Source organism: Acidovorax sp. SUPP950, from assembly GCF_030158935.1.
Taxonomy (GTDB): Bacteria; Pseudomonadota; Gammaproteobacteria; order Burkholderiales; family Burkholderiaceae_C; genus Paracidovorax.
Window position 1 is genome coordinate 562,779 of the sequence record NZ_BQXE01000002.1, and the last position, 22,774, is coordinate 585,552.

Consider the following 22,774-nt stretch of genomic DNA (forward strand, 5'->3'; position numbering starts at 1 on the left):
CCCCCCCCCGGGACAACGCCGCCTCAGCGCTGTGGCTGAGGTGCCCGCTGCGGCCGGGGCCGGGTTCCGGGCACCACTTCCAGCTCCACCCGCGAATCGCCGCGCTGCAGCTGGAACGTGGCGGGCGCGCCGGGCTTGAGCGAGGCCACGGCGGTGAGCAGGGCGGAGACGCTGGCAGTCGGCGTGTCCTGCACCTGCACGATCACGTCGCCTGGGCGCATGCCGGCACGGGCGGCGGGGCCGTCCTGCAGCACGCCGGTGATGATCACGCCCTCGGAGGCCTTCACGCCGAAGGTCTGCGCCAGTTCGGGCGACAGCTCGTTCGGCTCCACGCCGATCCAGCCGCGCGTGACCTGCCCGTCCTTCACGATGCCGTCCAGCACCAGCTTGGCGGTGGACACGGGAATGGCGAAGCCGATGCCCATGCTGCCGCCCGAACGCGAGTAGATGGCGGTGTTGATGCCCATCAGGTTGCCGTTCACGTCCACCAGCGCGCCGCCCGAATTGCCCGGGTTGATGGCCGCATCGGTCTGGATGAAGTTTTCGAACGTGTTGATGCCTAGCTGGCTGCGGCCCAGCGCGCTCACGATGCCGCTGGTGACCGTCTGCCCCACGCCGAACGGGTTGCCGATGGCCAGCACATGGTCGCCCACGGCGAGCTGGTCGGAGTTGCCCAGCACGATCACGGGCAGCTTGTCCAGCTGCACCTTCAGGATGGCCAGGTCGGTGTCCGGGTCGGTACCGATCACGGTGGCGCGCGTGCGGCGGCTGTCGGTCAGGGTGACCTCGATCTCGTCCGCGCCCTCGACCACGTGGTTGTTGGTGAGGATGTAGCCGTCCGGGCTGATGATCACGCCGCTGCCCAGGCCGGTCTGCGCCTGCTGCGTTCCCTGGTCGCCGAAGAAGAACTGGAACCACGGGTCGTTGCTGCGCGGGTGGCGAACGGCGGCCTTGCTGGTGTTGATGCTGACCACCGCCGGCGCGGCCTTGCGTGCCGCGGCGGCGAAGCTGCCGGGGGCGGGGGGCGCGGCCGGGGTGCTGGGGGCCTCGATGAGCGCCACCCCCGCGCCGCTGCGGGTCGCGCCGCGCCGCAGCCAGTCCGGCTGGAGGGTGGCGACGACGAAGTAGGCCGCGACGAGCACCGTCACGGTCTGGGAAAACAGCAGCCAAAAGCGCTTCATGGTGGGCAGGGAAGAAAACCGGGGGAAGGGCGATTGTCGCCAGTTTGGGCCAGACCTTGGGCGAACAAGGTCCCCGGCCCGTCAGCCCGGGGTCAGCCCCACGGGGGCGCCGCTCAGGGCAAACCCTTAAAATGCCGCAGCGACTGCCACCGCACCCCCCGTCCCGTTCTCCCCGCGCGGCCCGGCCCACCGGCCCCGCCGCCTGCAACACGCCCCATCCGGAATGCCTGCTGAACGTCGGCCGCGCACCGCGCCCGCGGTGCCGCGCAGTCCCGCCATCGATCTCTCCGGAACCTGCCCATGACTTCTCCTTCCCCCGCCGCCGGCGCCCTGGCCGCCGCGCCCCGCCGCCCGCTCACCCGCCACGACTACCAGACGCTGGGCCTGTCCGCCCTGGGCGGCACGCTCGAGTTCTACGACTTCGTCATCTACGTCTTCTTCGCCGCGGTGCTGGGCGGGCTGTTCTTCCCGGCCGACATGCCCGACTGGCTGCGCCAGCTGCAGACCTTCGGCATCTTCGCCGCCGGCTACCTGGCGCGCCCCGTGGGCGGCATCATCATTGCCCACTTCGGCGACAAGCTGGGCCGCAAGCGCATGTTCACGCTGTCGATCTTCCTGATGGCCGTGCCCACGCTGGTCATCGGCCTGCTGCCCACCTACGCCAGCATCGGCGTGGCGGCGCCACTGCTGCTGCTGGCCATGCGCGTGCTGCAGGGCGCGGCCATCGGCGGCGAGATGCCCGGGGCCTGGGTGTTCGTGGCCGAGCACGTGCCCGCCAACCGCTACGGCCTGGGCGTGGGCACGCTCACGGCCGGCATCACGGGCGGCATCCTGCTGGGGTCGCTGGTGGCGATCGGCATCAACCGCAGCTACGCGCCCGCCGAGGTGCAGGAATTCGCGTGGCGCATTCCGTTCATCCTGGGCGGCGTGTTCGGCCTGGTGTCGGTGTACCTGCGGCGCTTCCTGCACGAAACGCCCGTGTTCCAGGAGTTGGCCGCCCGCCGCGCCGTGGCGCGCGAACTGCCGGTCAAGACCGTGCTGCGCGACCACCGCGGCGCCATGCTGCTGGTGGCCCTGATGACCTGGGTGCTGTCCACCGCCATCGTGGTGGTGGTGCTCATCACGCCGACCTACCTGCAGAAGGTGTTCCACATTCCCGCCACGCTGGCGCTGGAGGCCAACGCGGTCGCCACGCTCACGCTCACCATCGGCTGCGTACTCGTCGGCTGGGCCACGGACCGCTTCGGCACCCGCCCGGTGATGCTGGTGGGCTGGGGCGGCCTGGTGGTCACCACCTATCTGTTCTACACGGGCCTGCCGGGCACGCCGGCCACGCTGGTGTTCAACTACGGGCTCATCGGCCTGTTCGTGGGCTCGATCGCGCTGCTGCCGATCGTGGGCGTGCGGGCGTTTCCGCCCGAGGTGCGCTTCACCGGCCTGTCCTTCTCGTACAACATGGCCTATGCGGTGTTCGGCGGCATCACGCCCATCCTCATCACGCTGTGGCAGCAGCACGACGTGCTGGCCAATGCCCACTACGTGGCGGCCATGGGCGTGCTGGGGTTCGCGCTGGGCTTCGTGCCGCTGGCTTCGCGCGGCTGGCAGCCTTCGGCGCGTACGTAAAGGGGAAGAGGGCGCCAAGACCCGACACCCCGGCGCGTTCAAACGAAATCGCGTCTCGCTTGAGAATTGAGATTTGAGAATGAACGCAGTTTTTCAGAGCCTGCTGCGAATTTGCGGCGCCTTGGCCCTGGTGTTGTTCGGCCTCCTGGCTTTCGTCGTGGCCATGACGACCATGCCGGGGAGTTCACACCGGGGACCGCTTCCCGCCATGAGCGCCCAGGAACGGGAACTCTCGGGCCGGTTGCGCCGACACGTGACGGCCATTGCGTCCACCGAGCACAACCGGCGGCACTACGAAGCGCTGGAAGCCGCCTCCGCATACATCGAATCCGAACTCGCGGGCTCCGGCTTCGTGGTGCGGCGCGAAGAATTCAGCGTCGCTGGCAAGGTCGTGCGCAACTTGGAAGTCACCATTCCAAGCCCGTCGGCGCCGGGCCGCAGTGCCGTCGTCATTGGGGCGCACTACGACTCGGCCCAAGGAAGTCCAGGTGCCAATGACAACGGCACCGGTGCCGCAGCGGTGTTGGAACTGGCGAAGAGCCTGAAAGCTGGCGCTGAAACCGCGCGGTCAGACGTCATCCTTGTCCTGTACACCAATGAAGAGCCCCCGTACTTTCGTACCTCACAGATGGGGAGCGTCGTTCATGCAAAAGGCTTGGTATCCCGGGGCATGACGGTCAAGGCCATGCTGTCGCTGGAGACGATGGGGTACTTTTCTGACGAACCAGATTCTCAAAAGTATCCCTGGCCACTCAACCAGTTCTATCCCAGTCAGGGCGACTTCATCGGCTTCGTCGCGACCACTGCCGATTGGCGCCTCGTTCGCCGAGTCGTCCAATCGTTCCGCGCGCAGGCGGCTTTTCCGTCCGAGGGAGTCGCTGCGCCCCGGTTCGTGCCGGGCGTGGATTTTTCCGACCACGCTGCCTACCTGGACGAAGGAATACCGGCGCTGATGGTGACGGACACCGCTCCGTACCGATATCCCTACTATCACACGGCCCAGGATACGCCGGACAAAGTCGACTTCGACAAATTGGCGCGCGTGGTGTCGGGCTTGAACTCTGTCGTGCGCGACCTGGTTGCGGGTGAGTAGGGTGCAGGCCGGGAACGGGCGGCTTTGGGTCTCTTTGTTCTAAAAACGCAGGGGTGACGATCCGGTGCGCCACACCCGAGAACCTTGAAGGCAACGCGCGCGGCGGGTAGGCGGTCGGCGCAGGGCCGATGCAGAAAAGCCACGGAGATTGCGCAGTGATGGCCCATCGCTGTCAGGCCGCTCGCCTTGAAGGCAGCAGGGTGCCGCTGCGTCGCAAGTCTTGGCTGGGGCTGGCTTCGAATTGCCTCAGATAGTCGCGGCTGAATTGCGATGAACTCTCATAGCCCACCGCAAAGGCCGCGCCGGAAACGTTGTAATCGCCACTGATCAGCAGGCGGCGTGCCTCCAGCAGTCGAAGCTGCTTTTGATACTGCAACGGGCTGAGGCCCGTGATTTCCCGGAAGCTTCGATTGAGAGTCGCCCGGCTCATTCCACAGGCTGCGCCGACGTCATCGACCTTGAATGTCCGATCAAAGTTCTGGCCAATCCAGCCGATGGCTTTGCGAACCTTCGGAAGTGGACCCTTGGCACTCGCGATCTGGCGCAACAGTTTGCCGTGCTGGCCCGACAACAGCCGATAGAGCAACTCTCTTTCCACCAGTGGCGCGAGGATGGAGATGTCCTGGGGGCGGTCCATCAGCCGCAAGGCGCGCGCCAGGACATCCTCGATCTCCCGGGTCATGGGCGCGGTTGACAAACCCGGTTCGCTGCCTTCGTCGTCTTGCGCTACAGGCATGGCCAGAATCAACTCATTGAGCAGCGCGGGGTCCAGCACCAGCGTGAGCGCGACATAGGGCCGTTGCCGGGCGTCGCTGTAGACCTGTCCCATGAGCGGCAGATCCAGGGCGCTGACCAGATAGTGGCCAGCCTCGTAACGCAGCACCTTGTCCCCGAAGGAGACGCGCTTGCTTCCTTGCAGGATGAAACATGCCATGGCGCGGTACTGGCACGCGTTTTCACTGTCCTGTCCCTGGTCGACATGCACTTCGATGCGGGGAATGCCTGACGTCTTTCCACCGGGTTGCATGTTCCTCAGCGCGGTTTCAAGCAGGCTGGCGGCGGGGGTGTCCATACGGAGGCTGAGCGGAGATTGGAGTGGTTGAGCCGATCGTGCAAGGGAACTAGCGCATCAGGCAAGCCTGGAAAAGCGCTTCGCCATAGATTGTGGGTTCTCGGCGATATCCGCCATATCAATCATGGAAATGAAATGAGTTCAATGATGACAGCAAAGATCGCTCTGATTACCGGCGCAAGCCGTGGGCTCGGCCTCAACATGGCTCGCCATCTGGCCCAGCGCGGCATCGGCATTGTCGGAACCTATCGTACGGGCCAGGCCGAAGCCGAGGCGCTTCAACGGGAGATCGAGGAAAAGGGCGGCAGGGCAGTGATGTGTCGGCTGGATGTGGCCGACACCGCATCCTTTGCGGCGTTTGGCGATACCGTGGGTGCTGCATTGCAAGAGTGCTTTGGCCGTCACCGCTTCGACCACCTCGTCAACAACGCTGGTATTGGCTTGCATTCCCCGTTCACTGACACGACGGAGGCGCAGTTCGACGCCCTGGTGGATGCCCATCTGCGCGCACCGCTTTTCCTCACGCAGCGGCTGCTGCCGCTGATCGAAGACGGCGGCAGCATCCTGAATGTCTCATCGGGCTTCACGCGTTTCACGCTGCCCGGCTACAGCGTCTATGCGGCAGTGAAGGCCGCCATCGAGGTATTGACCCGCTATATGGCCGTCGAGCTTGGCGAACGCCGAATCCGGGTGAATACCATTGCCCCAGGGGCTATCGCAACCGATTTCATGGGCGGGGCGGTGCGTGACAACGAAGGAGTCAACGCCTATGTGGCCCAAGGCATCGCACTGGGCCGCGTGGGCCAGCCGGACGACATCGGGCGAGCGGTGGCAGCCATTTTGTCGAGCGACCTGGCGTGGGCCAACGGCACGTCGTTCGATGTGTCCGGCGGGCAATTGCTCTGACGGCCTGCTGGCCCCTGCGGAAAACGGCATGGGCCAGCGGCAGTCCCGGTGTGGTTCCATGCCACTGCCCCTCCACACGCCATATCGGATTGGACCCCACCATGTCGACCGCTGCACTCAGCCTCATCAGCCATCCTTTGTGCCCCTACGTACAGCGCGTCGCGATCGTGCTGCTGGAAAAAGACACCCCCTTCGACAGGATCGACGTGGACTTTTCGGCCAAACCGGCTTGGTTTCTCGAGATCTCGCCGACCGGCAAGGTGCCCTTGCTCAAGATCCATGGTGACCACGGTGCGCACCAGGTGTTGTTCGAAAGCATGGCCATTTGCGAGTATCTGGAGGAGACACAGGCGGGCGCACCACTGCATCCGCAAGACCCTGTGGAACGCGCAGAGCACCGCGCGTGGATTGAATTCGGATCGGCGACGCTGACAGAGGCCTGGGGCTACCTGAATGCCAAAGGTTCTGCGGCAGCCGATGCGAAGGCAACGGCCTTTCGGGACAAACTCGTGCGGCTTGAAGCAGCCCTCTTCACCGGGCCCTATTTCGGCGGAACCCGCTTCAGCATGGTGGACGCAGTGTTCGCTCCGATCTTTCGCTATTTCCAGGGCCTCCCCCCTCAAAGGAGCGCCGCGCTTTTCGACGGGTTGCCCAAGATCGGCGCCTGGCGCCAGAGTCTTGCATTGCGGCCGAGCGTGATCGCGGCAGCACCGCCTGACTACGCGGCGCTTTTTCAGGCCCACCTGCGAAGGTCTGGCTCCTGGTTGGCATGCCAGTGACCCGCTTTTTGGGTCATCGCCTGCCATGCCTTGCTGGGTACCCGCGCGATAGTGCAGTGCGGCATGGCATGCAGGCAGCAAGACCTTCCTCTGCGGCGAGTGCCTGACCGCGCTGCCACAATCGTCCCATGACCCGCCCCACCGCTTCCTCCGCCCACGGCATCGCCACCCCCGGGGTTTCCCGGCACGACCTGCAGCGCGCGTTCGACACCCTGCTGCAGCCCGAGCGTTTCAAGGACTACGGCCCCAACGGGCTGCAGGTCGAGGGCAAGGACCGCATCGCGCGCATCGTGAGCGGCGTGACGGCCAGCCGGGCGCTGATCGATGCGGCCATCGAGGACGGTGCCGATGCGATCTTCGTGCACCACGGCCTGTTCTGGCGCGGGCAGGACGGCCGCGTGACGGGCTGGATGAAGCAGCGGCTGCAGCGCCTGCTGGCCCACGACATCAATCTGTTCGCCTACCACCTGCCGCTGGATGCGCACGCCGAGCTGGGCAACAACGCGCAGCTGGGCCGCATGCTCGGCGTGGTCGCCGATGCGCGCTTCGGCGAGCAGGACCTGGGCTTCGCCGGCCCCGCGGAGTTCGCCGACGCGCACGCCCTGGCCCGCCATGTGGAGAGCGTGCTCGGTCGCGCCGTGACGCTGGTGGCACCCGAGCCGCGCCCGATCCGGCGGCTGGCCTGGTGCACGGGCGGGGCGCAGGGCTATTTCGAGGGGGCGATCGCTGCGGGGGCCGATGCCTTCGTCACCGGCGAGATCTCCGAACCGCAAGCCCACCTAGCGCGCGAGACGGGCGTGGCCTTCATCGCGGCGGGGCACCACGCCACCGAGCGCTACGGCGCCCCCGCTGTGGCCGAAAGGGTGGCCGCGCAACTGGGCATCGCCCACCGGTTCATCGAGATCGACAACCCGGCGTGATTGCGGCTGGCATCGCGATTGCTATTGAATTAATAGCGATATGCCCTAGTACTGATTGCGCTGCAGGCCAAAAATAACCAAAGGCCCGACGGTCCCAGAACCCCGGCAGGCGTGAAACCTTCGTCTACATCACCCGCCCGTACCACCACACCGACAGCGCGGCCGCCAGCAGCATGAACACCGCGCCGGCCAGCGCGAACAGGGCGGACACCTCGGTTTCCTTTTTCTCCACCGTGAGGCGCGAGCTGAGTGTCTCGTACACCTTCTGCAGGTCGGCCGCCGTGGCGGCATGGAAGTATTCGGCGTTGGTGCGCAGGGCCACGGCCTTGAGCGTGTCCTCGTCCAGGCGCACGCGCATGGACCAGCCTTCGAAGCCGATCGTCTCGCCGGCCACCGTGCCCACGCCCACGGTGTACACGCGCACGCCGCGGTCGGCGGCCCACTGGGCGGCCTCGAGCGGGTCCACGCCCGTGGTGCGCTGGCCGTCGGTCAGCATGATGATGGCGGCCGAGGTGTAGGAGCCCGGCGCCACGGGCGTGAAGGGCTTCCTGCCCTGCGCCCGGCCCACCTCGTCGATGGGCTGCGAGCGCATGGCCTGCCGCCCGCCCAGGGCGGCGATGTCGATGCCCGAATCGGGGAACAGCGTGGCCAGCGACAGCAGGATGCCGTTGCCCGTCGCCGTGCCGCGCTGCAGCTGGAAGCTGTCGATGGCCTTCACCAGGTCTTCATGATTTTGCGTGGGCAGCTGCGCCAGCTGGGCGCTGCCGGCGAACGCCACCACGCCCACGCGCACGTGGCGCGGCAGGTCGGCGATGAAGGCCTTGGCGGCGTTCTGCGCGGCGGTGATGCGGTCGGGCAGCACGTCGGCGGCGCGCATGCTGCCCGAGACGTCCATGGCCAGCATGATGGTCTGCTGCTGCGAGGGCAGGGTGATGACGGCCAGCGGCCGCGCCGCGGCCAGCAGCAGCGCGGCCAGCCCCAGCAGGAACAGGGCGGGCGGCACATGGCGCCGCCAGGTCGTGCGCGCGCCCAGGGCCTCGCGCACCAGCGCGAGGCTGGGGTAGTGCAGGGCGGTGGCCCGGCGCCGGCGCAGCAGCCACGCGTAGAGCAGCACCAGCACCGGCAGCGCGATCAGCAGCCAGAGGAACGTGGGCCAGAGAAAGACCATGGTGCAGCGGCTCCTACTTTTTTTGTCTACGCGGCCCGGGCGGCAGCGCCCGCGACGGTGGGGGAGGCCGGGGCGCGGTAGGCGGGCTTGGCCGGCTGGCGGCCGCGCAGTTCCATGAAGCGCACCAGGGCGTCCAGCAGGTCGTCGCCGGTGGCCAGCTCCAGCGTGTCGGCCCCGGCGCGCGCGAGCGATTCGCGCAGGGCGGCCTCGCGCTGCGCGGCCAGGCGGGCGAAGCGGTGGCGAAAGGCCTTGTCGCGCGTGTCCACCTGCAGCTGGTCGCCGGTCTCGGGGTCGCGCAGGGTGACCAGGCCCACGTCGGGCAGTTCCAGCTCCAGCGGGTCGAGCAGGCGCACGGCGACGACGTCGTGGCGCTGCGCGAGCTGGGCCAGGGGCTTTTCCCAGCCGGGCGCGGTGATGAAGTCCGACACCACGAACACCGCCGAGCGCCGCCGCACGGTGCCCAGGGCCGTGCCCAGCAGGTGCGACAGGTCGGTGGCGCCGGGCGGCGCCGCAGCGGGCCCGGGCACCTGCAGCAGGCGGTGCAGCAGGTGCAGCACATGGGCGCGGCTGGCGCGCGGCGGCAGGATGGCGTCCACGCCCGGGGCCCGTCCCGCGCCCGCGGGCGCAGGGGAGGGGGCGGCCGCGGCCGCGGTACCCGCGCCGTACAGCATGGCGCCCACGCGGTTGCCGTGGCGCGTGAGCAGGCGCGCCAGCACGGCCACGAAGCCGGCCAGGATGTCGCGCTTGGCCTGCCCCGGCGGGCCGAAGTCCAGCGACGGGCTCAGATCCAGCAAAAACCACGCGGCCATCTCGCGGTCCTCGGAGAACACGCGCACGTGCGGCACGGCGAGCCGCGCGGTCACGTTCCAGTCGATGTGGCGCACGTCGTCGTGCGGCTGGTATTCGCGCAGGTCGGCCAGGTCCAGCCCGCCGCCGCGCAGCAGCGTGCGGTAGTCGCCCTGCAGCAGGCCGTCGAGCCGGCGGATCACCGTCCACTCGAGCTGGCGCAGCAGCCGCTCGGCCTGGCCGGGCAGCGCCGCTGCGCTTGCGGCCGGCGGGGCGGCGTCAGGCGCGCTGCGGCTCATGGCGGGCCCCGTCCTGGGCGTCGTGGTGCAGGGGCCGGGGCGGCGCGGGCAGGTGGGCCATGAGCTGGCCGATCAGGGCGTCGGCGTCCAGCCCGTCCGACAGCGCCTCGTACGACAGCGTGATGCGGTGGCGCAGCACGTCGGGCGCGAGGTCGGCCATGTCCTCGGGCAGCACGTAGGCACGCCCGCGCAGCATGGCCAGGGCCCGCGCGCCCTCGGCCAGGTGGATGGTGGCGCGGGGGCTGGCGCCGCAGGCGATGCGCGGGGCCAGGCCGGGCAGGCCGTACTGGGCCGGCGCGCGCGTGGCGGCCACCAAGCGCACGGCGTACTGCAGCAGGGACGGGTCCACGTACACCGTGCGGCACTCGGCCTGCAGCGCGGCGAGCTGGCCGGTGGTGGCCACGGCGGCCACCTGCACGGCGGGTGCGAGCGCGCGCTGGGCGATCACGAACTCTTCCTCTTCGCTCGGGTAGCCCACGAGCACCTTCATCATGAAGCGGTCCACCTGCGCCTCGGGCAGCGCGTAGGTGCCCTCGGTCTCGATGGGGTTCTGCGTGGCCATCACCAGAAAGGGCTCGGGCACGCGGTGCGTCTCGCCCGCGATGGTCACCTGGCGCTCCTGCATCACCTCCAGCAGCGCGCTCTGCACCTTGGCGGGCGCGCGGTTGATCTCGTCGGCCAGCAGCAGGTTGGTGAACACGGGGCCGCGCGTGGTGCTGAACTCGCCCGTGCGCTGGTTGTACATGCGCGTGCCCACCAGGTCGGCGGGCACCAGGTCGGGCGTGAACTGGATGCGCTTGAACTGGCCCTGCACGGTGCTGGCCAGGGTCTTGACGGTGAGCGTCTTGGCCAGGCCGGGCACGCCCTCGACCAGCAAGTGGCCCTGCGACAGCATGGCTACCATCACGCGTTCCAGGAAGCGGTCCTGCCCGACCACGACGCGCTTGACCTCGTAGAGGATCTGCTCCATCAGCGTGGCGGTGTGCGGTGTGGCGTGTTCCATGGCTGTCCTTTTTGATGCGTTATCGAGGAGGCGGCAAGTGCAAAGGCCCATGCACTGGCGGGCGCTGTCCCTTCCGAAGGCCGCGGAGCAGGCCGCGCCAGCAGACGCCGCGCAAGGGCCGCCCCGCCGCGCTGGCGTCGTCCCCCTGCCCGCAGTGCGCAGCGCTGCGAGAGCGGGGGGAAGCGGCGCAGCCGCTCAGGGGGGTGTTCATCTTCAAAACGGCGGCATGCCGACGGCGGCCGCCGCGTTCTCGATGGGCACGGCAAAACCGATGCCGATGAAGGTGCGCGCGGGCGTGGGGTTCAGGATGGCGGTGACGATGCCGACCACCTCGCCGTCGAGCGTGACCAGCGGCCCGCCGGAGTTGCCCGGGTTGGCCGCGGCGTCGAACTGGATCAGGTGCTGCAGCTCGCGCTTGCCCTCGGGCGAGTCGAACTCGCGCTCCAGCCCCGACACCACGCCGGCCGAGGCCGAGGGCCCGATGCCGAACGGAAAGCCCACCGCCACCACCGGGTCGCCCGGGCGCAGGTTCTGCGTGGAGCGCAGCGGGGCGGCCACCAGATCGTCGGGAATCTTGTGGGCCTGCAGCACCGCCAGGTCGTTCTCGGGCTGCACGCCGGTGACGCTGGCGCCGGCCTCCATCCCGTCGGAGAACGTGATCTGCACGCGCGTGGTGCCCTGCACCACGTGCAGGTTGGTGAGGATGACGCCCTTGTCCAGGATCACCACGCCGGTGCCGATGCCGCGCTCGACCTCCTTGCCCTTCTTGGTGCGGGCATAGCCCACCACGCGCACCACCGAGGGCGCGATGGTCTGCACCGCGCGCTCCGTGGCCGCGGGCAGGGGCTGGGTCTCCAGTGTGCGCAGCACGGCGGCGTCGATGTCCTTTTGCGTGAGGGGCGGGGCGGACGGGCGCTGGCCCATCCAGACGCTGGCGGCCAGCAACACCGACAGCAGGGCGATGGCGGCCCACAGGGCACGCTGGTGCAGGCGTGGGGCCGCGCGCACGGGGCGATCGCCGGTGGGGGCGGCCGTGGCGGAAAGGGCCTCGGGCGCCTGCGCGGCTTCGGCCGAGCGCCCGGCGCCGGGGCGTGGCGCGGCGCCGGCCGGGCCACGCGGTGCGGCCGGGTGCGGTGCCGCCTCGGGGGCGCTGCGGCGGTCGGAGCGGGAGCTGCTGTAGCGGGGTGGCCTGGGCATGCTGACACCTCTGGAAGCGGGCGCGCCACGGGCGGGCGGCGGCGGAGCGTTCACGGTAGCACGGAAAAGCCCGCCGCGCATGTGACAGGGCGTATCGGGGCGGCCCATGGCGCCCGCAGGGCCTGCCGCCTCGGGCATCATCCGCGCATGCACACCTGGATCGACACCCACTGCCATCTGGACGAGTTCGAGGCGCATGCCGGGCCCGCGCACCTGGCCCAGATCCGCGCCGAGGCCGCGCGCGCCGGTGTCGCGCACTGCGTGCTGCCGGCGGTGGAGCTGGGCAACCTGGACGCCGTGCGCCGCCTGGCGCACCAGCATGGCGACAGCTACGCGCTCGGCATCCACCCGCTGTTCACCGGCCGCGCGGGCGATGGCGATGTGGACACGCTGGCCGGGGCGCTGCAGACCCACCACGCCGACCCGCGCCTGGTCGCCATCGGCGAGATCGGCCTCGATTACTTCGTGCCCACGCTGGACGGCCCGCGGCAGGAGCGCTTTTACCGGGCGCAACTGCAGCTGGCGCAGCGCTTCGACCTGCCGGTGATCCTGCACGTGCGGCGCTCGTCGGACAAGGTGCTCAAGGGCCTGCGCGAGCGGCCGGTGCGCGGCGGCATCGCCCATGCCTTCAACGGCAGCCTGCAGCAGGCCCAGGCGTTCATCGCCATGGGCTTCAAGCTCGGCTTCGGCGGGGCGGTCACGTTCGACCGCGCGCTGCAGCTGCGCCGGCTGGCGGCGGAGTTGCCGCTCGAATCGCTGGTGCTGGAGACCGATGCCCCCGACATTCCTCCGCATTGGCTCTATGTGACCGCCGCCCAGCGGGCCGCCGGCGCACCGCCCGCGCGCAATGCGCCGGGCGAGCTGCCCCGCATCGCCGAGGTGGTGGCCGGGCTGCGCGGCATGCCGGTGGCGGAGCTGGCACAGGCCACGCGGGCCAACGCCTGTGCGGCGCTGCCGCGTCTGGAGGCGCTGCTGGCGATCTGAGCCTTTTGGGCCGCCAGTGCAATTGGTACTAGGGCATGTTGCTATGATATTGATAGTAATCCGCTGCGCCGCCGTGCGCCTCGGCCCGGTCTCGCGACCCGGCTGGGCCCGCCGATTCCCCGTTCCCCTCTTTTTCTCCCCAATGCCCCCCGATGATGGCCGCCATGGATTCCGCCTCCGATCCGCCTGAGCCCTGGTTCCCCCCGCCTTCCGGTCCGGTGCCGGCAGCCCCGCGCCTGGTCGGGCTGGCGCCGGTCGTCTCGCCGCGCACCGTGGTGCTGGTGCTCGGCAGCTTTCCTGGCGCGGCCTCGCTGCGGGCAGGGCAGTACTACGGGCACCCGCAGAACCACTTCTGGCGCATCCTGCAGGCGCTGTGGCCGCAGCCCGTGCTGCCCGGGCGGGACGACTACGCCGGGCGCTGCGCCTGGCTGCTGGACCGGGGCCTGGGCCTGTGGGACGTGTACGCCGCCTGCGAGCGCGAGGGCAGCCTGGACACCGACATCCGCAACGCCGTGGTGAACGATTTCCGGGCGCTGCGGGCGCAGTGCCCCCGCCTGGCCGCCATCGCCCACAATGGCGGGGAGAGCTTCCGGCACGCCAAGGCCGTGCGCGCCCACCTGGGGCTGCCGCCCGCGCTGCGGGAGGGCGGCGTGCAGTCCCTGCGGCTGCCCTCCACCAGCCCGGCCAACGCCTCGTGGAGCTTTGACAAGAAACTGAACGCCTGGGCTGCCGCCCTGGCCCCTTATGGATTGGTGTGACGATTTGACCCGCAAGAAAAACGACAGCGAAGCCCTGCCCGAGGTGAGCGTCTCCGACGATGGCGAGGTGCGCCACCTGCACCTGGGCACGCCGTGGATCCAGGGCTCCATGCGCGTGGCCGAGCCTTTTGAGCTCGAGCTGGAATACGTGCAGCGCATGATGGCCTGGCTGCTCTTCGTCGAGCCCGCCAGCGTCACCAAGCGCCATGCGATGCAGTTGGGCCTGGGGGCCGGCGCCCTCACCAAGTTCTGCCACAAGAAGCTGCGCATGTGCGCCACCGCCATCGAGCTCAATCCCCAGGTGCTGGCCGTGTGCCGTGCCTGGTTCAAGCTGCCGCCCGACGGCCCCAAGCTGCGCGTGATCCTGGGCGATGCCGCCGCGGAGATCCGCGACCCGATGTGGCTGGGCACGGTGGATGCCCTGCAGGTGGACCTGTACGACCACGACGCCGCCGCGCCCGTGCTCGACAGCGCCGCCTTCTATTCCGACTGCCGCGCGCTGCTGTCCGAGGACGGCGCCATGACCGTCAACCTGTTCGGCCGCGCCTCCAGCTACGAGCGCAGCCTGGGCAAGATGGCCGAGGCCTTCGGCGCCGACGCGCTGTGGGCCTTCAAGCCCACGCGCGAAGGCAACACCGTGGTGCTGGCGCAGCGCACGCCCACGCGGCCCAAGCGCGCCGACCTGCTTGCGCGCGCCGAGGCCGTGCAGGCCCGCTGGGACCTGCCGGCCACCAAGTGGGCGCGCGTTTTCAAGCCGGTGGCCGCATGACGCGGGCCGCTCCGGCCTTCCGCCGTGGTGGGTGCTGGTGCTGCTGCCGCACCGCTGCGTTCGCCCTTCCTCACCTTTGAACGAGGCCCGCCCATGAGCACCGCCACCCCCACCGACACCCCGACGAAGCCCCCTGCCTATACCGGGCCGCTGGAGTGGCGCCGGCTGGTGGACTGGCTGCGGGCCGATGGCGTGATTTCGGCCGAGGAGGCCGCCCGCACCATCGCCCGCTGCTCGCAGGCCGAAAGCCGCCAGCACCCGCTGGTGCGCCTGGCCAACGTGGCCATGGCCCGCGCGAGCGATGGCCGCCCGCTCGATGCCGAGGCGCTCACGCAGTACCTGGCGCAGCGCAGCGGCCTGGCCTACCTGCGCATCGATCCGCTCAAGGTGGACGTGGGCCGCGTGGCCGACACCATGAGCGCCAGCTACGCCGAGCGCCACAAGGTGCTGCCCGTGCAGGTCACGCCCAAGGAGGTGGTGATCGCCACGGCCGAACCCTTCATCGACGACTGGGTGGCCGAGGTGGAGCGCCAGGCGCGCCGCTCGGTGCGCCGCGTGGTCGCCAACCCGCAGGACATCCAGCGCTTCACCGCCGAGTTCTTCGCGCTCGCCAAGTCGGTGCGCGCCGCGCAGAAGGCCGGCGGGGCCTCGGCGGGCAGCAGCTTCGAGCAACTGGTGGAACTGGGCAAGAGCAACAAGCAGCTCGATGCCAACGACCAGGGTGTGGTCAAGGTGGTGGACTGGCTGTGGCAGTACGCCTTCGACCAGCGCGCGAGCGACATCCACCTGGAGCCGCGCCGCGAGCAGGGCGTGATCCGCTTTCGCATCGACGGCGTGCTGCACCCGGTCTACCAGATGCCCATGGGCGTGCTCAACGCGATGGTCTCGCGCGTGAAGCTGCTCGGGCGCATGGACGTGGTGGAAAAGCGCCGCCCGCAGGACGGCCGCATCAAGACCCGCAACCCGCGCGGCGACGAGGTGGAAATGCGCCTGTCCACGCTGCCCACGGCCTTCGGCGAGAAGATGGTGATGCGCATCTTCGACCCCGACAACGCCGTCAAGGACCTGGACGCGCTGGGCTTCGCGCAGCACGACGCCACGCGCTGGGAGGCGCTGGTCAAGCGCCCGCACGGCATCATCCTGGTGACCGGGCCCACGGGCTCGGGCAAGACCACCACGCTGTACTCCACGCTCAAGCGCGTGGCGACCGAAGAGGTCAACGTGAGCACGGTGGAAGACCCGATCGAAATGATCGAGCCCAGCTTCAACCAGACCCAGGTGCAGCCGCAGCTCGACTTCAACTTCGCCGAGGGCCTGCGCGCGCTGATGCGGCAGGACCCGGACATCATCATGGTGGGCGAGATCCGCGACCTCGCCACCGCCGACATGGCCGTGCAGGCCGCGCTCACCGGCCACCTGGTGTTCAGCACGCTGCACACCAACGATGCGCCCAGCGCCGTCACGCGGCTCATGGAGCTGGGCGTGCCACCCTACCTCATCAACGCCACGCTGCTGGGCATCCTGGCGCAGCGGCTGGTGCGCACGCTGTGCAAGCAGTGCAAGCAAAAGGACGAGGCGGCCTCGGCCGAGGCGCTGGCCGCCGTGGTCAAGCCGTGGAAGCTCAACGGCGGGTACCACCCGTACAAGCCCGTGGGCTGCGTGGACTGCCGCATGACGGGCTTCCATGGCCGCATGGGCCTGTATGAGCTGCTCACCGTGAGCGAGGCGCTCAAGGACCGCATCAACCAGGCGCCCTCCATCGACGTGCTGCGCCGCCAGGCCGTGCAGGACGGCATGCGCCCGCTGCGCCTGGCCGGCGCGTTGCGCGTGGCCGAAGGCATTACCACGCTGGAAGAAGTGATGGCGGCCACGCCGCCGATGGAGTAGGCCGTGTCGCCGCGCGCGGCCCGGGCGGGGGCGGCTGCGCGCGCGTTGTCCGAGCCGTGCCGGGCCCTTCATCCACCGCCTGCGGACGCTCTGCCGTAGTGCTCCGGCGCGGCTTTTTCCGAGGCGCCACCCTGCGGTTTTCCCTAGGCGCTGGATAGGTGGAATCCACATCGATCCCGAGTGGACCGGACTGCACAATCGCCCGTCAAGTTCTTGTAAGGAGACGTTTTCGTGAAAATCAAGAGCCAGAAAGATTTCTTTTCGGGCCTCATGTTCATGGGTGTGGGCGTGGCCTTCGCGGTCGGTGCCTCCAACTACAACATCGGCAACGGCGCCCGCATGGGCCCCGGCTACTTCCCCCTGATCCTGGGCATCCTGCTCGCCATCCTCGGCGTGGCGATCACGTTCTACGCCACGGTGGTGGAGAGCGTGGATGGCGACAAGGTCGGCAAGTGGGCGTGGAAGCAGCTGTTCTTCATCCTGGCCTCGAACTTCGCGTTCGGCGTGCTGCTGGCGGGGCTGCCCTCGTTCGGCGTGCCGGCCATGGGGCTGATCGTCGCGATCTATGCGCTGGTGTTCATCGCCAGCCTGGCCGGCGACACCTTCAACGCCAAGGAAGTGTTTATTCTGGCCACCGTCCTCGCGGTGGGCAGCTACGTGGCTTTCGTGTGGGCGCTGAAGCTGCAGTTCCCTGTGTGGCCCAGTTTCATTTCGGGTTGAGCAGGAGCATCGAAGACCATGGAATTGTTTGACAACCTGGCGACCGGCTTCGGCGTCGCCTTCACGTTTCAGAACCTCATCTACTGCTTCATCGGCTGCCTGCTGGGCACGCTGATCGGCGTGCTGCCGGGCATCGGGCCCGTGGCCACCATCGCCATGCTGCTGCCCGCCACGTATGCGCTGCCCCCGGTGGCCGCGCTGATCATGCTGGCCGGCATCTACTACGGCGCGCAATACGGCGGATCGACCACTGCCATCCTGGTGAACCTGCCGGGCGAATCGTCCTCGGTGGTGACCGTGATCGACGGCTACCAGATGGCGCGCAAGGGCCGTGCGGGTCCCGCGCTGGCAGCCGCCGGCCTGGGCTCGTTCTTCGCCGGCTGCGTGGGCACGCTGATCTTGGCCGCCTTCGCGCCGCCGCTGACCGAAGTCGCCTTCAAGTTCGGCCCCGCCGAATACTTCTCGCTGATGGTGCTGGGCCTGATCGGCGCCGTGGTGCTGGCCTCGGGCTCGCTGCTCAAGGCGGTCGCCATGATCGTGCTGGGCCTGCTGCTGGGCCTGGTGGGCACCGACGTGAACTCGGGCGTCGCCCGCTACAGCTTCGACATCCCTGAACTGACCGACGGCATCAACTTCGTCGTGATCGCCATGGGCGTGTTCGGCTACGGCGAAATCATCGCCAACCTGTCCAAGCCCGAAGACGACCGCGAGGTTTTCACCGCCAAGGTGCACGGCCTCATGCCGACCAAGGAAGACTTCAAGCGCATGATCCCCGCCGTGCTGCGCGGCACGGCCCTCGGCTCGGCCCTGGGCATCCTGCCCGGCGGCGGCGCGCTGCTGGCGGCCTTCGCGGCCTACACCATCGAAAAGAAGACCAAGCTGCAACCCGGCGAAGTTCCTTTCGGCAAGGGCAACATCCGCGGTGTGGCTGCCCCCGAGTCGGCCAACAACGCCGGCGCGCAGACCTCCTTCATCCCGCTGCTGACGCTGGGCATTCCGCCCAACGCCGTGATGGCGCTGATGGTGGGTGCCATGACGATCCACAACATCCAGCCTGGCCCCCAGGTGATGACGAGCAACCCCGAACTCTTCTGGGGCCTGATCGCCTCGATGTGGCTCGGCAATGCGATGCTGATCATCCTGAACCTGCCGCTGATCGGCCTGTGGATCAAGCTGCTGACCGTGCCTTACCGCTGGCTGTTCCCCTCCATCGTGCTGTTCTGCGCGGTGGGCGTGTACGGCACGAACAACAACACGTTCGACGTGTGGCTGGTCGGTATCTTCGGCTTCATCGGCTACCTGTTCCACAAGCTGGGCACCGAACCCGCGCCGCTGCTGCTCGGGTTCATCCTGGGCCCGATGATGGAAGAAAACCTGCGCCGCGCCCTGCTGCTGTCGCGCGGCGACTGGAGCGTGTTCGTCACGCGCCCCATCTCCGCCGGCCTGCTGGCTGCCGCCGTGCTGCTGCTCATCATCGTGCTGCTGCCGGCCGTGAAGAACAAGCGCGAGGAAGCCTTCGTCGAGGACTGACGTCCCGGCTGGGTACCCTCTCACGATTGAGAACGACGGCACCTTCGGGTGCCGTTTTTCTTTGGGGCCGGTCGGGAGGAGGGTGCGAGGCTCAGGGCATGATTTCGGCATCGGTCAGCGGCGGACAGTCAGCGCACTCCGGCGGAATGTTCTCGAACACCACGTCGCGCCCTACGCGCACCTTGTTCATGGGCGGGTTGAGGTACCAATACAACTGGCCGTTGATCCAGAGGTCCGCTACATCGCTGGTGCCCAACAGTGTTCTCGGCTCGACGCGATAAAGCCGAATCACGTGGGGATAACGCATGTCCATATGCGTTAAACGTTGAAGCCAGGAAGCTTCGTAGTAGTCCAACCGGTACACACGGCGGGGGCTGTAGTGACTTCGATCGTAGGTTGGAGTAACGAAGTACCAGCCCCCGACGATCAAGGCAATCGCGAGAGCAGCCCGTTTTAGAAGAACCCGGTATTTTTTCTTCTCAGGGCATGATTTCGGCATCGGTCAGCGGCGGACAGTCAACGCACTCCGGCGGAATGTTTTCGAACACCACGTCGCGTCCTACGCGCACCTTGTTCATGGGCGGGTTGAGGTACCAATACAACTGGCCGTTGATCCAGAGGTCCACTACATCGCTTTCGCCCAGCAAAGTCTCTGGATGGATTTTGTACAAGCGAACCAATGAAGGAATTTTCATTTGGTGGTAGCGCAGGCGCTGTAACAGCGAAGCGTCGTAATACTCCAGTCGATAGACCTTGCGAGGACTGATGGAGATGCCTTTCAATGTTGGAGTGCATGCATACCAAAGCGCTGCTGTCGCTGCGGCACAGAGCACGGCCCAGGATGCCCATCGAAGGTATCGGTTCGAAAAATTTTTCATGGATCTCACCAAGAGATTTTTTGTGGAAAAGGGAGCCGCACTCGATGCACATCCGATAGCACCATAAAGTCGCCTCCTCTTTGATTTTTCGTGCGCCAGTTGCGGAAATCCTTGTTCTGGACGATGTACTTGCGGTTCTGCACGGCCGCAGGTGGTTCGTCCACGACCACTTCCTGCAGAGGCACGCTCAACTGCGTGCGAACTCCACATTCCACGCCACTGAAGCCCCAGCAGCCCAGCGGTTGAGAAATGAAAGATTTGCCGTCATTGAAATCGTAGGCATCGCGCAAATAGAAGCCCAGTTCATTGATGTCCACAGTCGCTTTACCTGGCCCCTGTGGGGTCACCAATCCAGACACCGCCACGTTGACCTGCGTCTCGCCCATTGCGCCGTAGAAGTCGTCCATCGGATCGCTCCATTGGCCAAACGCGAGGTAATTCACCTGGCAGGTGTCTTCAAGTATTTTGGCGGGTTGATTCAAGTCGCCAAAGCGCCAGCACTATTGATTGCGTCCCCTGCTTTGCTTTTCAACACGGTCTTTCAGCTGTGCAATTCCGGCTGGACTCGACCATTTGGCTTGCAGGCTGACCATCGCATTCTGGACGCGTGCGAATCCCAGAGCCCACGCCATAGTGACGGTGGTCGCCTCCAATTGCGCCGGGCTCAATTGACTCAGCCGATAGGGCGCTCGGCTTTCTTTCATTTCCTGAGACATCGCGAAGGCCGCACTGCTGAACCACCGCTCCATCAACGCCGCCGCTACCGGCCACCCCAAGCGCGAGCGCATCACCGATGGAATGTCCCGCAACTGGAACAGGCGGGTGGCATATTGCGGCGCATTCTTGCGCCCGAGCACGGACCGCAGGGCTTCCTGCGGCGCCTTCAGAAGATCGACCATTGACCCTGACTCCCTTTGTTTTTCAGTCACGCTGAGGCTTGCGTGAAACGGGGCGGATTATGGCGAAGAAATGGCTTGATTCCCCGGCCGTCGCTGTATGGATTGGTTGCGGGACGTAACCGTTCAGCAAATGATCGTGGTGCTTCGCGGAGCCATCCCGCACCGCCCGCAATGCCGCCGCAAAGCACCGCGACTTCGCCGGTATCGCTGATCGCGGGGCGGGCCGCGCACAGGGCCGATGGCTGTGCGGCCACCTGCATGCGACACTGAATGAATGCGCACCCGGCCAACGCACCGGGCTGCCCAACCCGCCGAATCCATGCAGCAGTCCACACCCCCCGATACCGCGCGCTCCACGGCCCCTGCCGTCGAAGCGTCCGCTTCCGTTCCAGTGCAGCCCTCGGGGCCTTTGCCCGCGCCGAATGCCGGCGTGGCCGCCGGCATGGCCCTGGCCCTGGTCGGCGCCATCGCCTTCAGCGGCAAGGCCATCATCGTCAAGCTGGCCTATCGCCACGGCGTGGACGCGGTCACGCTCATCATGTACCGCATGCTGTTCGCGCTGCCGATCTTCGCGGCCATGGCGTGGTGGGCTAGCCGGGGCAAGCCGCCGCTCACGCGCCGCGACTGGGCGGGCGTGGCGTGGCTGGGGTTCACGGGCTACTACCTGGCGAGCTTTCTCGACTTCGCCGGGCTGGCGTACATCAGCGCCAGCCTGGAGCGGCTGATCCTGTACCTCAACCCCACCCTGGTGGTGGTGCTGGGCTGGATGCTCTATCGCCGCAGCATCCGCTGGGGGCAGATGCTGGGCATGGCGATCAGTTACTGCGGCGTGGTGCTGGTGTTCGGGCACGAGGCGGGCCTGCAGGGCGCGTACGTGGCCTGGGGGGTGCTGCTGGTGTTCCTGTCGGCCGTGAGCTATGCGGTCTATCTGGTGTACAGCGGCGAGATGGTCAAGCGCATCTGCTCGCTGCGCCTGGTGGGCCTGGCGACCACGGTGGCGTGCGTGTGCTGCCTGCTGCAGTTCGCGGTGCTGCGGCCGCTGGGCGCGGCGGTGGTGGCGCCCGAGGTGCTGTGGCTGTCGTTGCTGAACGCCACGCTGTGCACGGCGGTGCCGGTGCTGCTGGTGATGATGGCCATCGAGCGCGTGGGCGCGGGCCTGGCCGCGCAGGCCGGCATGGTGGGGCCCCTGTCCACGATCCTGATGGGGGTGTGGCTGCTGGACGAGCCGTTCACGCTGTGGGTGGCGTCGGGCACGGCGCTGGTGCTCACGGGCATCTTCGTCTTCACCCGCATGGCGGCGCGCAAGCCCGCGGGCTGACGTCCTGCGGAGCCGGTGCCTGGCGCCGCGCATTCCCCTTGCCCGGCGCTGGCGCGTCGCGCTTCGTATCATGGTCCTTCGATCGCTGGCGCACCGGAAGCAGGGCGCCTTCGGTGCCTCTTGGTGTGATTCGCAACGGGCCGGACGACCGGCCGTGAAAGGAGACTATGGACCTGGGTATTGCCGGTAAATGGGCGTTGGTGTGCGGCGCCAGCAAGGGATTGGGGTATGGCTGCGCCGAGGCGCTGGTGCGCGAGGGCGTGAACGTGGTGATCAACGCCCGCAACGCCGAGGCGCTGGACCAGGCCGCGGCGCAGCTGCTGGCCGCCGCGGCCAACGAGTCGGCCACGCTGGCGCACAAGCACCCGCAGCCGATCGTGCTGGCCGTGGCGGCGGACATCACCACGCCCGAGGGCCGGGCCGCCGCGCTGTCGGTGGCGGGCGGGCCCGGGGCGGCGTTCGACATCGTGGTCACCAACGCGGGTGGCCCGCCGCCGGGCGACTTCCGCGACTGGGACCGCGATGCCTGGATCAAGGCGGTGGACGCCAACATGCTCACGCCGATCGAGCTGATCAAGGCCACGGTGGACGGCATGGCGGCACGGGGCTTCGGGCGCATCGTCAACATCACGTCGAGCGCGGTGAAGGCGCCCATCGACATCCTGGGCCTTTCCAACGGCGCGCGCAGCGGCCTCACGGGCTTCGTGGCGGGCGCCTCGCGCAGTTCCATTGCGGCGAAGGGCGTGACGATCAACAACCTGCTGCCGGGCAAGTTCGACACCGATCGCCTGTCGGCCAACATCCAGGCGACCGTCCAGAAGACCGGCAAGAGCGAAGACGATGTGCGCCGCGCGCACCAGGCGGCCATTCCGGCGGGCCGCTACGGCACGCCGCAGGAATTCGGGGCGATCTGCGCGTTCCTGTGCAGCGTGCAGGCGGGCTACCTGACAGGGCAGAACGTCCTGGCCGACGGCGGGGCGTTTCCGGGCACGTTCTGACGCGAA

The 22,774-nt window shown here is 68.0% G+C and carries 21 protein-coding genes and 1 pseudogene; 13 read left to right on the plus strand and 9 right to left on the minus strand.

What is annotated here, in order from left to right:
• Positions 1-23 precede the first annotated feature (23 nt).
• Positions 24-1,181: a S1C family serine protease gene (locus AVME950_RS11685; protein ID WP_284429948.1), complete on the minus strand. Its 1,158-nt coding sequence runs from the start codon at positions 1,179-1,181 to the stop codon at positions 24-26.
• 300 nt (positions 1,182-1,481) lie between these two features.
• Between AVME950_RS11685 and AVME950_RS11690 the strand changes: the two genes are divergently transcribed.
• A complete protein-coding gene (locus tag AVME950_RS11690; protein WP_284405149.1) occupies positions 1,482-2,804 on the plus strand; it encodes an MFS transporter in 1,323 nt (440 codons plus the stop codon).
• 79 nt (positions 2,805-2,883) lie between these two features.
• Entirely contained in the window at positions 2,884-3,897 is a 1,014-nt protein-coding gene (locus tag AVME950_RS11695; protein WP_284429949.1) for a M28 family peptidase, read from the plus strand.
• 172 nt (positions 3,898-4,069) lie between these two features.
• Here AVME950_RS11695 and AVME950_RS11700 read toward each other — a convergent pair whose 3' ends face one another.
• Positions 4,070-4,969 carry an AraC family transcriptional regulator gene (locus tag AVME950_RS11700; RefSeq protein ID WP_284429950.1) on the minus strand — a complete coding sequence of 300 codons (900 nt, stop codon included), beginning with the start codon at positions 4,967-4,969 and terminating at the stop codon, positions 4,070-4,072.
• 147 nt (positions 4,970-5,116) lie between these two features.
• Between AVME950_RS11700 and AVME950_RS11705 the strand changes: the two genes are divergently transcribed.
• The 3 genes from AVME950_RS11705 (at position 5,117) to AVME950_RS11715 (ending at position 7,574) form a co-directional block, all read left to right on the plus strand.
• Complete coding sequence (locus AVME950_RS11705) at positions 5,117-5,875, plus strand: SDR family NAD(P)-dependent oxidoreductase (RefSeq protein ID WP_284429951.1); 759 nt, start codon at positions 5,117-5,119, stop codon at positions 5,873-5,875.
• 101 nt (positions 5,876-5,976) lie between these two features.
• Positions 5,977-6,654 carry a glutathione S-transferase family protein gene (locus AVME950_RS11710; RefSeq protein ID WP_284429952.1) on the plus strand — a complete coding sequence of 226 codons (678 nt, stop codon included), beginning with the start codon at positions 5,977-5,979 and terminating at the stop codon, positions 6,652-6,654.
• Positions 6,655-6,782: 128 nt separating this feature from the next.
• Positions 6,783-7,574, plus strand: a complete 792-nt coding sequence (locus tag AVME950_RS11715) for a Nif3-like dinuclear metal center hexameric protein (protein WP_284429953.1) — start codon at positions 6,783-6,785, stop codon at positions 7,572-7,574.
• Positions 7,575-7,698: 124 nt separating this feature from the next.
• On the opposite strand, the gene AVME950_RS11720 is transcribed toward AVME950_RS11715, so the two are convergent.
• The 4 genes from AVME950_RS11720 to AVME950_RS11735 all read right to left on the minus strand — a co-directional run bounded on the left by AVME950_RS11720 (position 7,699) and on the right by AVME950_RS11735 (position 12,027).
• Entirely contained in the window at positions 7,699-8,742 is a 1,044-nt protein-coding gene (locus AVME950_RS11720) for a VWA domain-containing protein (protein ID WP_284429954.1), read from the minus strand.
• Positions 8,743-8,768: 26 nt separating this feature from the next.
• The gene (locus AVME950_RS11725) at positions 8,769-9,827 is read right to left on the minus strand and encodes a DUF58 domain-containing protein (protein WP_284429955.1); all 1,059 of its coding nucleotides are present in this window, start codon (positions 9,825-9,827) and stop codon (positions 8,769-8,771) included.
• Entirely contained in the window at positions 9,808-10,830 is a 1,023-nt protein-coding gene (locus AVME950_RS11730; RefSeq protein WP_272567651.1) for an AAA family ATPase, read from the minus strand. Before AVME950_RS11730 ends, AVME950_RS11725 begins: the two co-directional genes overlap by 20 nt.
• 213 nt (positions 10,831-11,043) lie before the next feature.
• Positions 11,044-12,027, minus strand: coding sequence for a S1C family serine protease (locus AVME950_RS11735; protein WP_284429956.1), 984 nt, complete (start codon positions 12,025-12,027; stop codon positions 11,044-11,046).
• Between the two features lie 147 nt (positions 12,028-12,174).
• On the opposite strand from AVME950_RS11735, the gene AVME950_RS11740 reads away from it, so the two are divergent.
• The 6 genes from AVME950_RS11740 (at position 12,175) to AVME950_RS11765 (ending at position 18,675) form a co-directional block, all read left to right on the plus strand.
• Positions 12,175-13,011, plus strand: coding sequence for a TatD family hydrolase (locus AVME950_RS11740; protein WP_284429957.1), 837 nt, complete (start codon positions 12,175-12,177; stop codon positions 13,009-13,011).
• A gap of 164 nt (positions 13,012-13,175) precedes the next feature.
• Positions 13,176-13,769: a DNA-deoxyinosine glycosylase gene (locus tag AVME950_RS11745; protein ID WP_284429958.1), complete on the plus strand. Its 594-nt coding sequence runs from the start codon at positions 13,176-13,178 to the stop codon at positions 13,767-13,769.
• The gene (locus tag AVME950_RS11750; protein WP_502869393.1) at positions 13,756-14,538 is read left to right on the plus strand and encodes a class I SAM-dependent methyltransferase; all 783 of its coding nucleotides are present in this window, start codon (positions 13,756-13,758) and stop codon (positions 14,536-14,538) included. Before AVME950_RS11745 ends, AVME950_RS11750 begins: the two co-directional genes overlap by 14 nt.
• A 93-nt stretch (positions 14,539-14,631) precedes the next feature.
• Complete coding sequence (tfpB, locus tag AVME950_RS11755) at positions 14,632-16,425, plus strand: type IV pilus assembly ATPase TfpB (RefSeq protein WP_284429960.1); 1,794 nt, start codon at positions 14,632-14,634, stop codon at positions 16,423-16,425.
• Positions 16,426-16,656: 231 nt separating this feature from the next.
• On the plus strand, positions 16,657-17,145 hold the full coding sequence (locus AVME950_RS11760; protein ID WP_284429961.1) for a tripartite tricarboxylate transporter TctB family protein: 489 nt from the start codon (positions 16,657-16,659) through the stop codon (positions 17,143-17,145).
• Between the two features lie 18 nt (positions 17,146-17,163).
• Positions 17,164-18,675: a tripartite tricarboxylate transporter permease gene (locus tag AVME950_RS11765; RefSeq protein ID WP_284396834.1), complete on the plus strand. Its 1,512-nt coding sequence runs from the start codon at positions 17,164-17,166 to the stop codon at positions 18,673-18,675.
• A gap of 91 nt (positions 18,676-18,766) precedes the next feature.
• On the opposite strand, the gene AVME950_RS24400 is transcribed toward AVME950_RS11765, so the two are convergent.
• The 3 genes and pseudogenes from AVME950_RS24400 to AVME950_RS11780 all read right to left on the minus strand — a co-directional run bounded on the left by AVME950_RS24400 (position 18,767) and on the right by AVME950_RS11780 (position 20,452).
• Positions 18,767-18,982, minus strand: a complete 216-nt coding sequence (locus tag AVME950_RS24400) for a hypothetical protein (protein ID WP_502869394.1) — start codon at positions 18,980-18,982, stop codon at positions 18,767-18,769.
• Between the two features lie 172 nt (positions 18,983-19,154).
• Positions 19,155-19,553, minus strand: a complete 399-nt coding sequence (locus AVME950_RS11775; protein WP_284429963.1) for a hypothetical protein — start codon at positions 19,551-19,553, stop codon at positions 19,155-19,157.
• A 5-nt stretch (positions 19,554-19,558) separates the two neighbouring features.
• Positions 19,559-20,452: pseudogene (locus AVME950_RS11780) on the minus strand (DUF6402 family protein).
• A gap of 442 nt (positions 20,453-20,894) precedes the next feature.
• Between AVME950_RS11780 and AVME950_RS11785 the strand changes: the two are divergent.
• Together AVME950_RS11785 and AVME950_RS11790 are read left to right on the plus strand one after the other, a co-directional pair.
• Positions 20,895-21,770, plus strand: a complete 876-nt coding sequence (locus AVME950_RS11785; RefSeq protein WP_284430239.1) for a DMT family transporter — start codon at positions 20,895-20,897, stop codon at positions 21,768-21,770.
• 167 nt (positions 21,771-21,937) lie between these two features.
• The gene (locus AVME950_RS11790; protein WP_284426154.1) at positions 21,938-22,768 is read left to right on the plus strand and encodes an SDR family oxidoreductase; all 831 of its coding nucleotides are present in this window, start codon (positions 21,938-21,940) and stop codon (positions 22,766-22,768) included.
• The last annotated feature ends 6 nt before the right edge of the window (positions 22,769-22,774 follow it).

What these genes read in the sequence shown, in the direction of transcription:
- AVME950_RS11685 (WP_284429948.1), bottom strand. Translation starts at nt 1,181, where the DNA reads ATGAAGCGCTTTTGGCTGCTGTTTTCCCAGACCGTGACGGTGCTCGTC.
- AVME950_RS11690 (WP_284405149.1), top strand. Translation starts at nt 1,482, where the DNA reads ATGACTTCTCCTTCCCCCGCCGCCGGCGCCCTGGCCGCCGCGCCCCGC.
- AVME950_RS11695 (WP_284429949.1), top strand. Translation starts at nt 2,884, where the DNA reads ATGAACGCAGTTTTTCAGAGCCTGCTGCGAATTTGCGGCGCCTTGGCC.
- AVME950_RS11700 (WP_284429950.1), bottom strand. Translation starts at nt 4,969, where the DNA reads ATGGACACCCCCGCCGCCAGCCTGCTTGAAACCGCGCTGAGGAACATG.
- AVME950_RS11705 (WP_284429951.1), top strand. Translation starts at nt 5,117, where the DNA reads ATGACAGCAAAGATCGCTCTGATTACCGGCGCAAGCCGTGGGCTCGGC.
- AVME950_RS11710 (WP_284429952.1), top strand. Translation starts at nt 5,977, where the DNA reads ATGTCGACCGCTGCACTCAGCCTCATCAGCCATCCTTTGTGCCCCTAC.
- AVME950_RS11715 (WP_284429953.1), top strand. Translation starts at nt 6,783, where the DNA reads ATGACCCGCCCCACCGCTTCCTCCGCCCACGGCATCGCCACCCCCGGG.
- AVME950_RS11720 (WP_284429954.1), bottom strand. Translation starts at nt 8,742, where the DNA reads ATGGTCTTTCTCTGGCCCACGTTCCTCTGGCTGCTGATCGCGCTGCCG.
- AVME950_RS11725 (WP_284429955.1), bottom strand. Translation starts at nt 9,827, where the DNA reads ATGAGCCGCAGCGCGCCTGACGCCGCCCCGCCGGCCGCAAGCGCAGCG.
- AVME950_RS11730 (WP_272567651.1), bottom strand. Translation starts at nt 10,830, where the DNA reads ATGGAACACGCCACACCGCACACCGCCACGCTGATGGAGCAGATCCTC.
- AVME950_RS11735 (WP_284429956.1), bottom strand. Translation starts at nt 12,027, where the DNA reads ATGCCCAGGCCACCCCGCTACAGCAGCTCCCGCTCCGACCGCCGCAGC.
- AVME950_RS11740 (WP_284429957.1), top strand. Translation starts at nt 12,175, where the DNA reads ATGCACACCTGGATCGACACCCACTGCCATCTGGACGAGTTCGAGGCG.
- AVME950_RS11745 (WP_284429958.1), top strand. Translation starts at nt 13,176, where the DNA reads ATGGATTCCGCCTCCGATCCGCCTGAGCCCTGGTTCCCCCCGCCTTCC.
- AVME950_RS11750 (WP_502869393.1), top strand. Translation starts at nt 13,756, where the DNA reads ATGGATTGGTGTGACGATTTGACCCGCAAGAAAAACGACAGCGAAGCC.
- tfpB (WP_284429960.1), top strand. Translation starts at nt 14,632, where the DNA reads ATGAGCACCGCCACCCCCACCGACACCCCGACGAAGCCCCCTGCCTAT.
- AVME950_RS11765 (WP_284396834.1), top strand. Translation starts at nt 17,164, where the DNA reads ATGGAATTGTTTGACAACCTGGCGACCGGCTTCGGCGTCGCCTTCACG.
- AVME950_RS24400 (WP_502869394.1), bottom strand. Translation starts at nt 18,982, where the DNA reads ATGCGTTATCCCCACGTGATTCGGCTTTATCGCGTCGAGCCGAGAACA.
- AVME950_RS11775 (WP_284429963.1), bottom strand. Translation starts at nt 19,553, where the DNA reads ATGAAAAATTTTTCGAACCGATACCTTCGATGGGCATCCTGGGCCGTG.
- AVME950_RS11785 (WP_284430239.1), top strand. Translation starts at nt 20,895, where the DNA reads ATGGCCCTGGCCCTGGTCGGCGCCATCGCCTTCAGCGGCAAGGCCATC.
- AVME950_RS11790 (WP_284426154.1), top strand. Translation starts at nt 21,938, where the DNA reads ATGGACCTGGGTATTGCCGGTAAATGGGCGTTGGTGTGCGGCGCCAGC.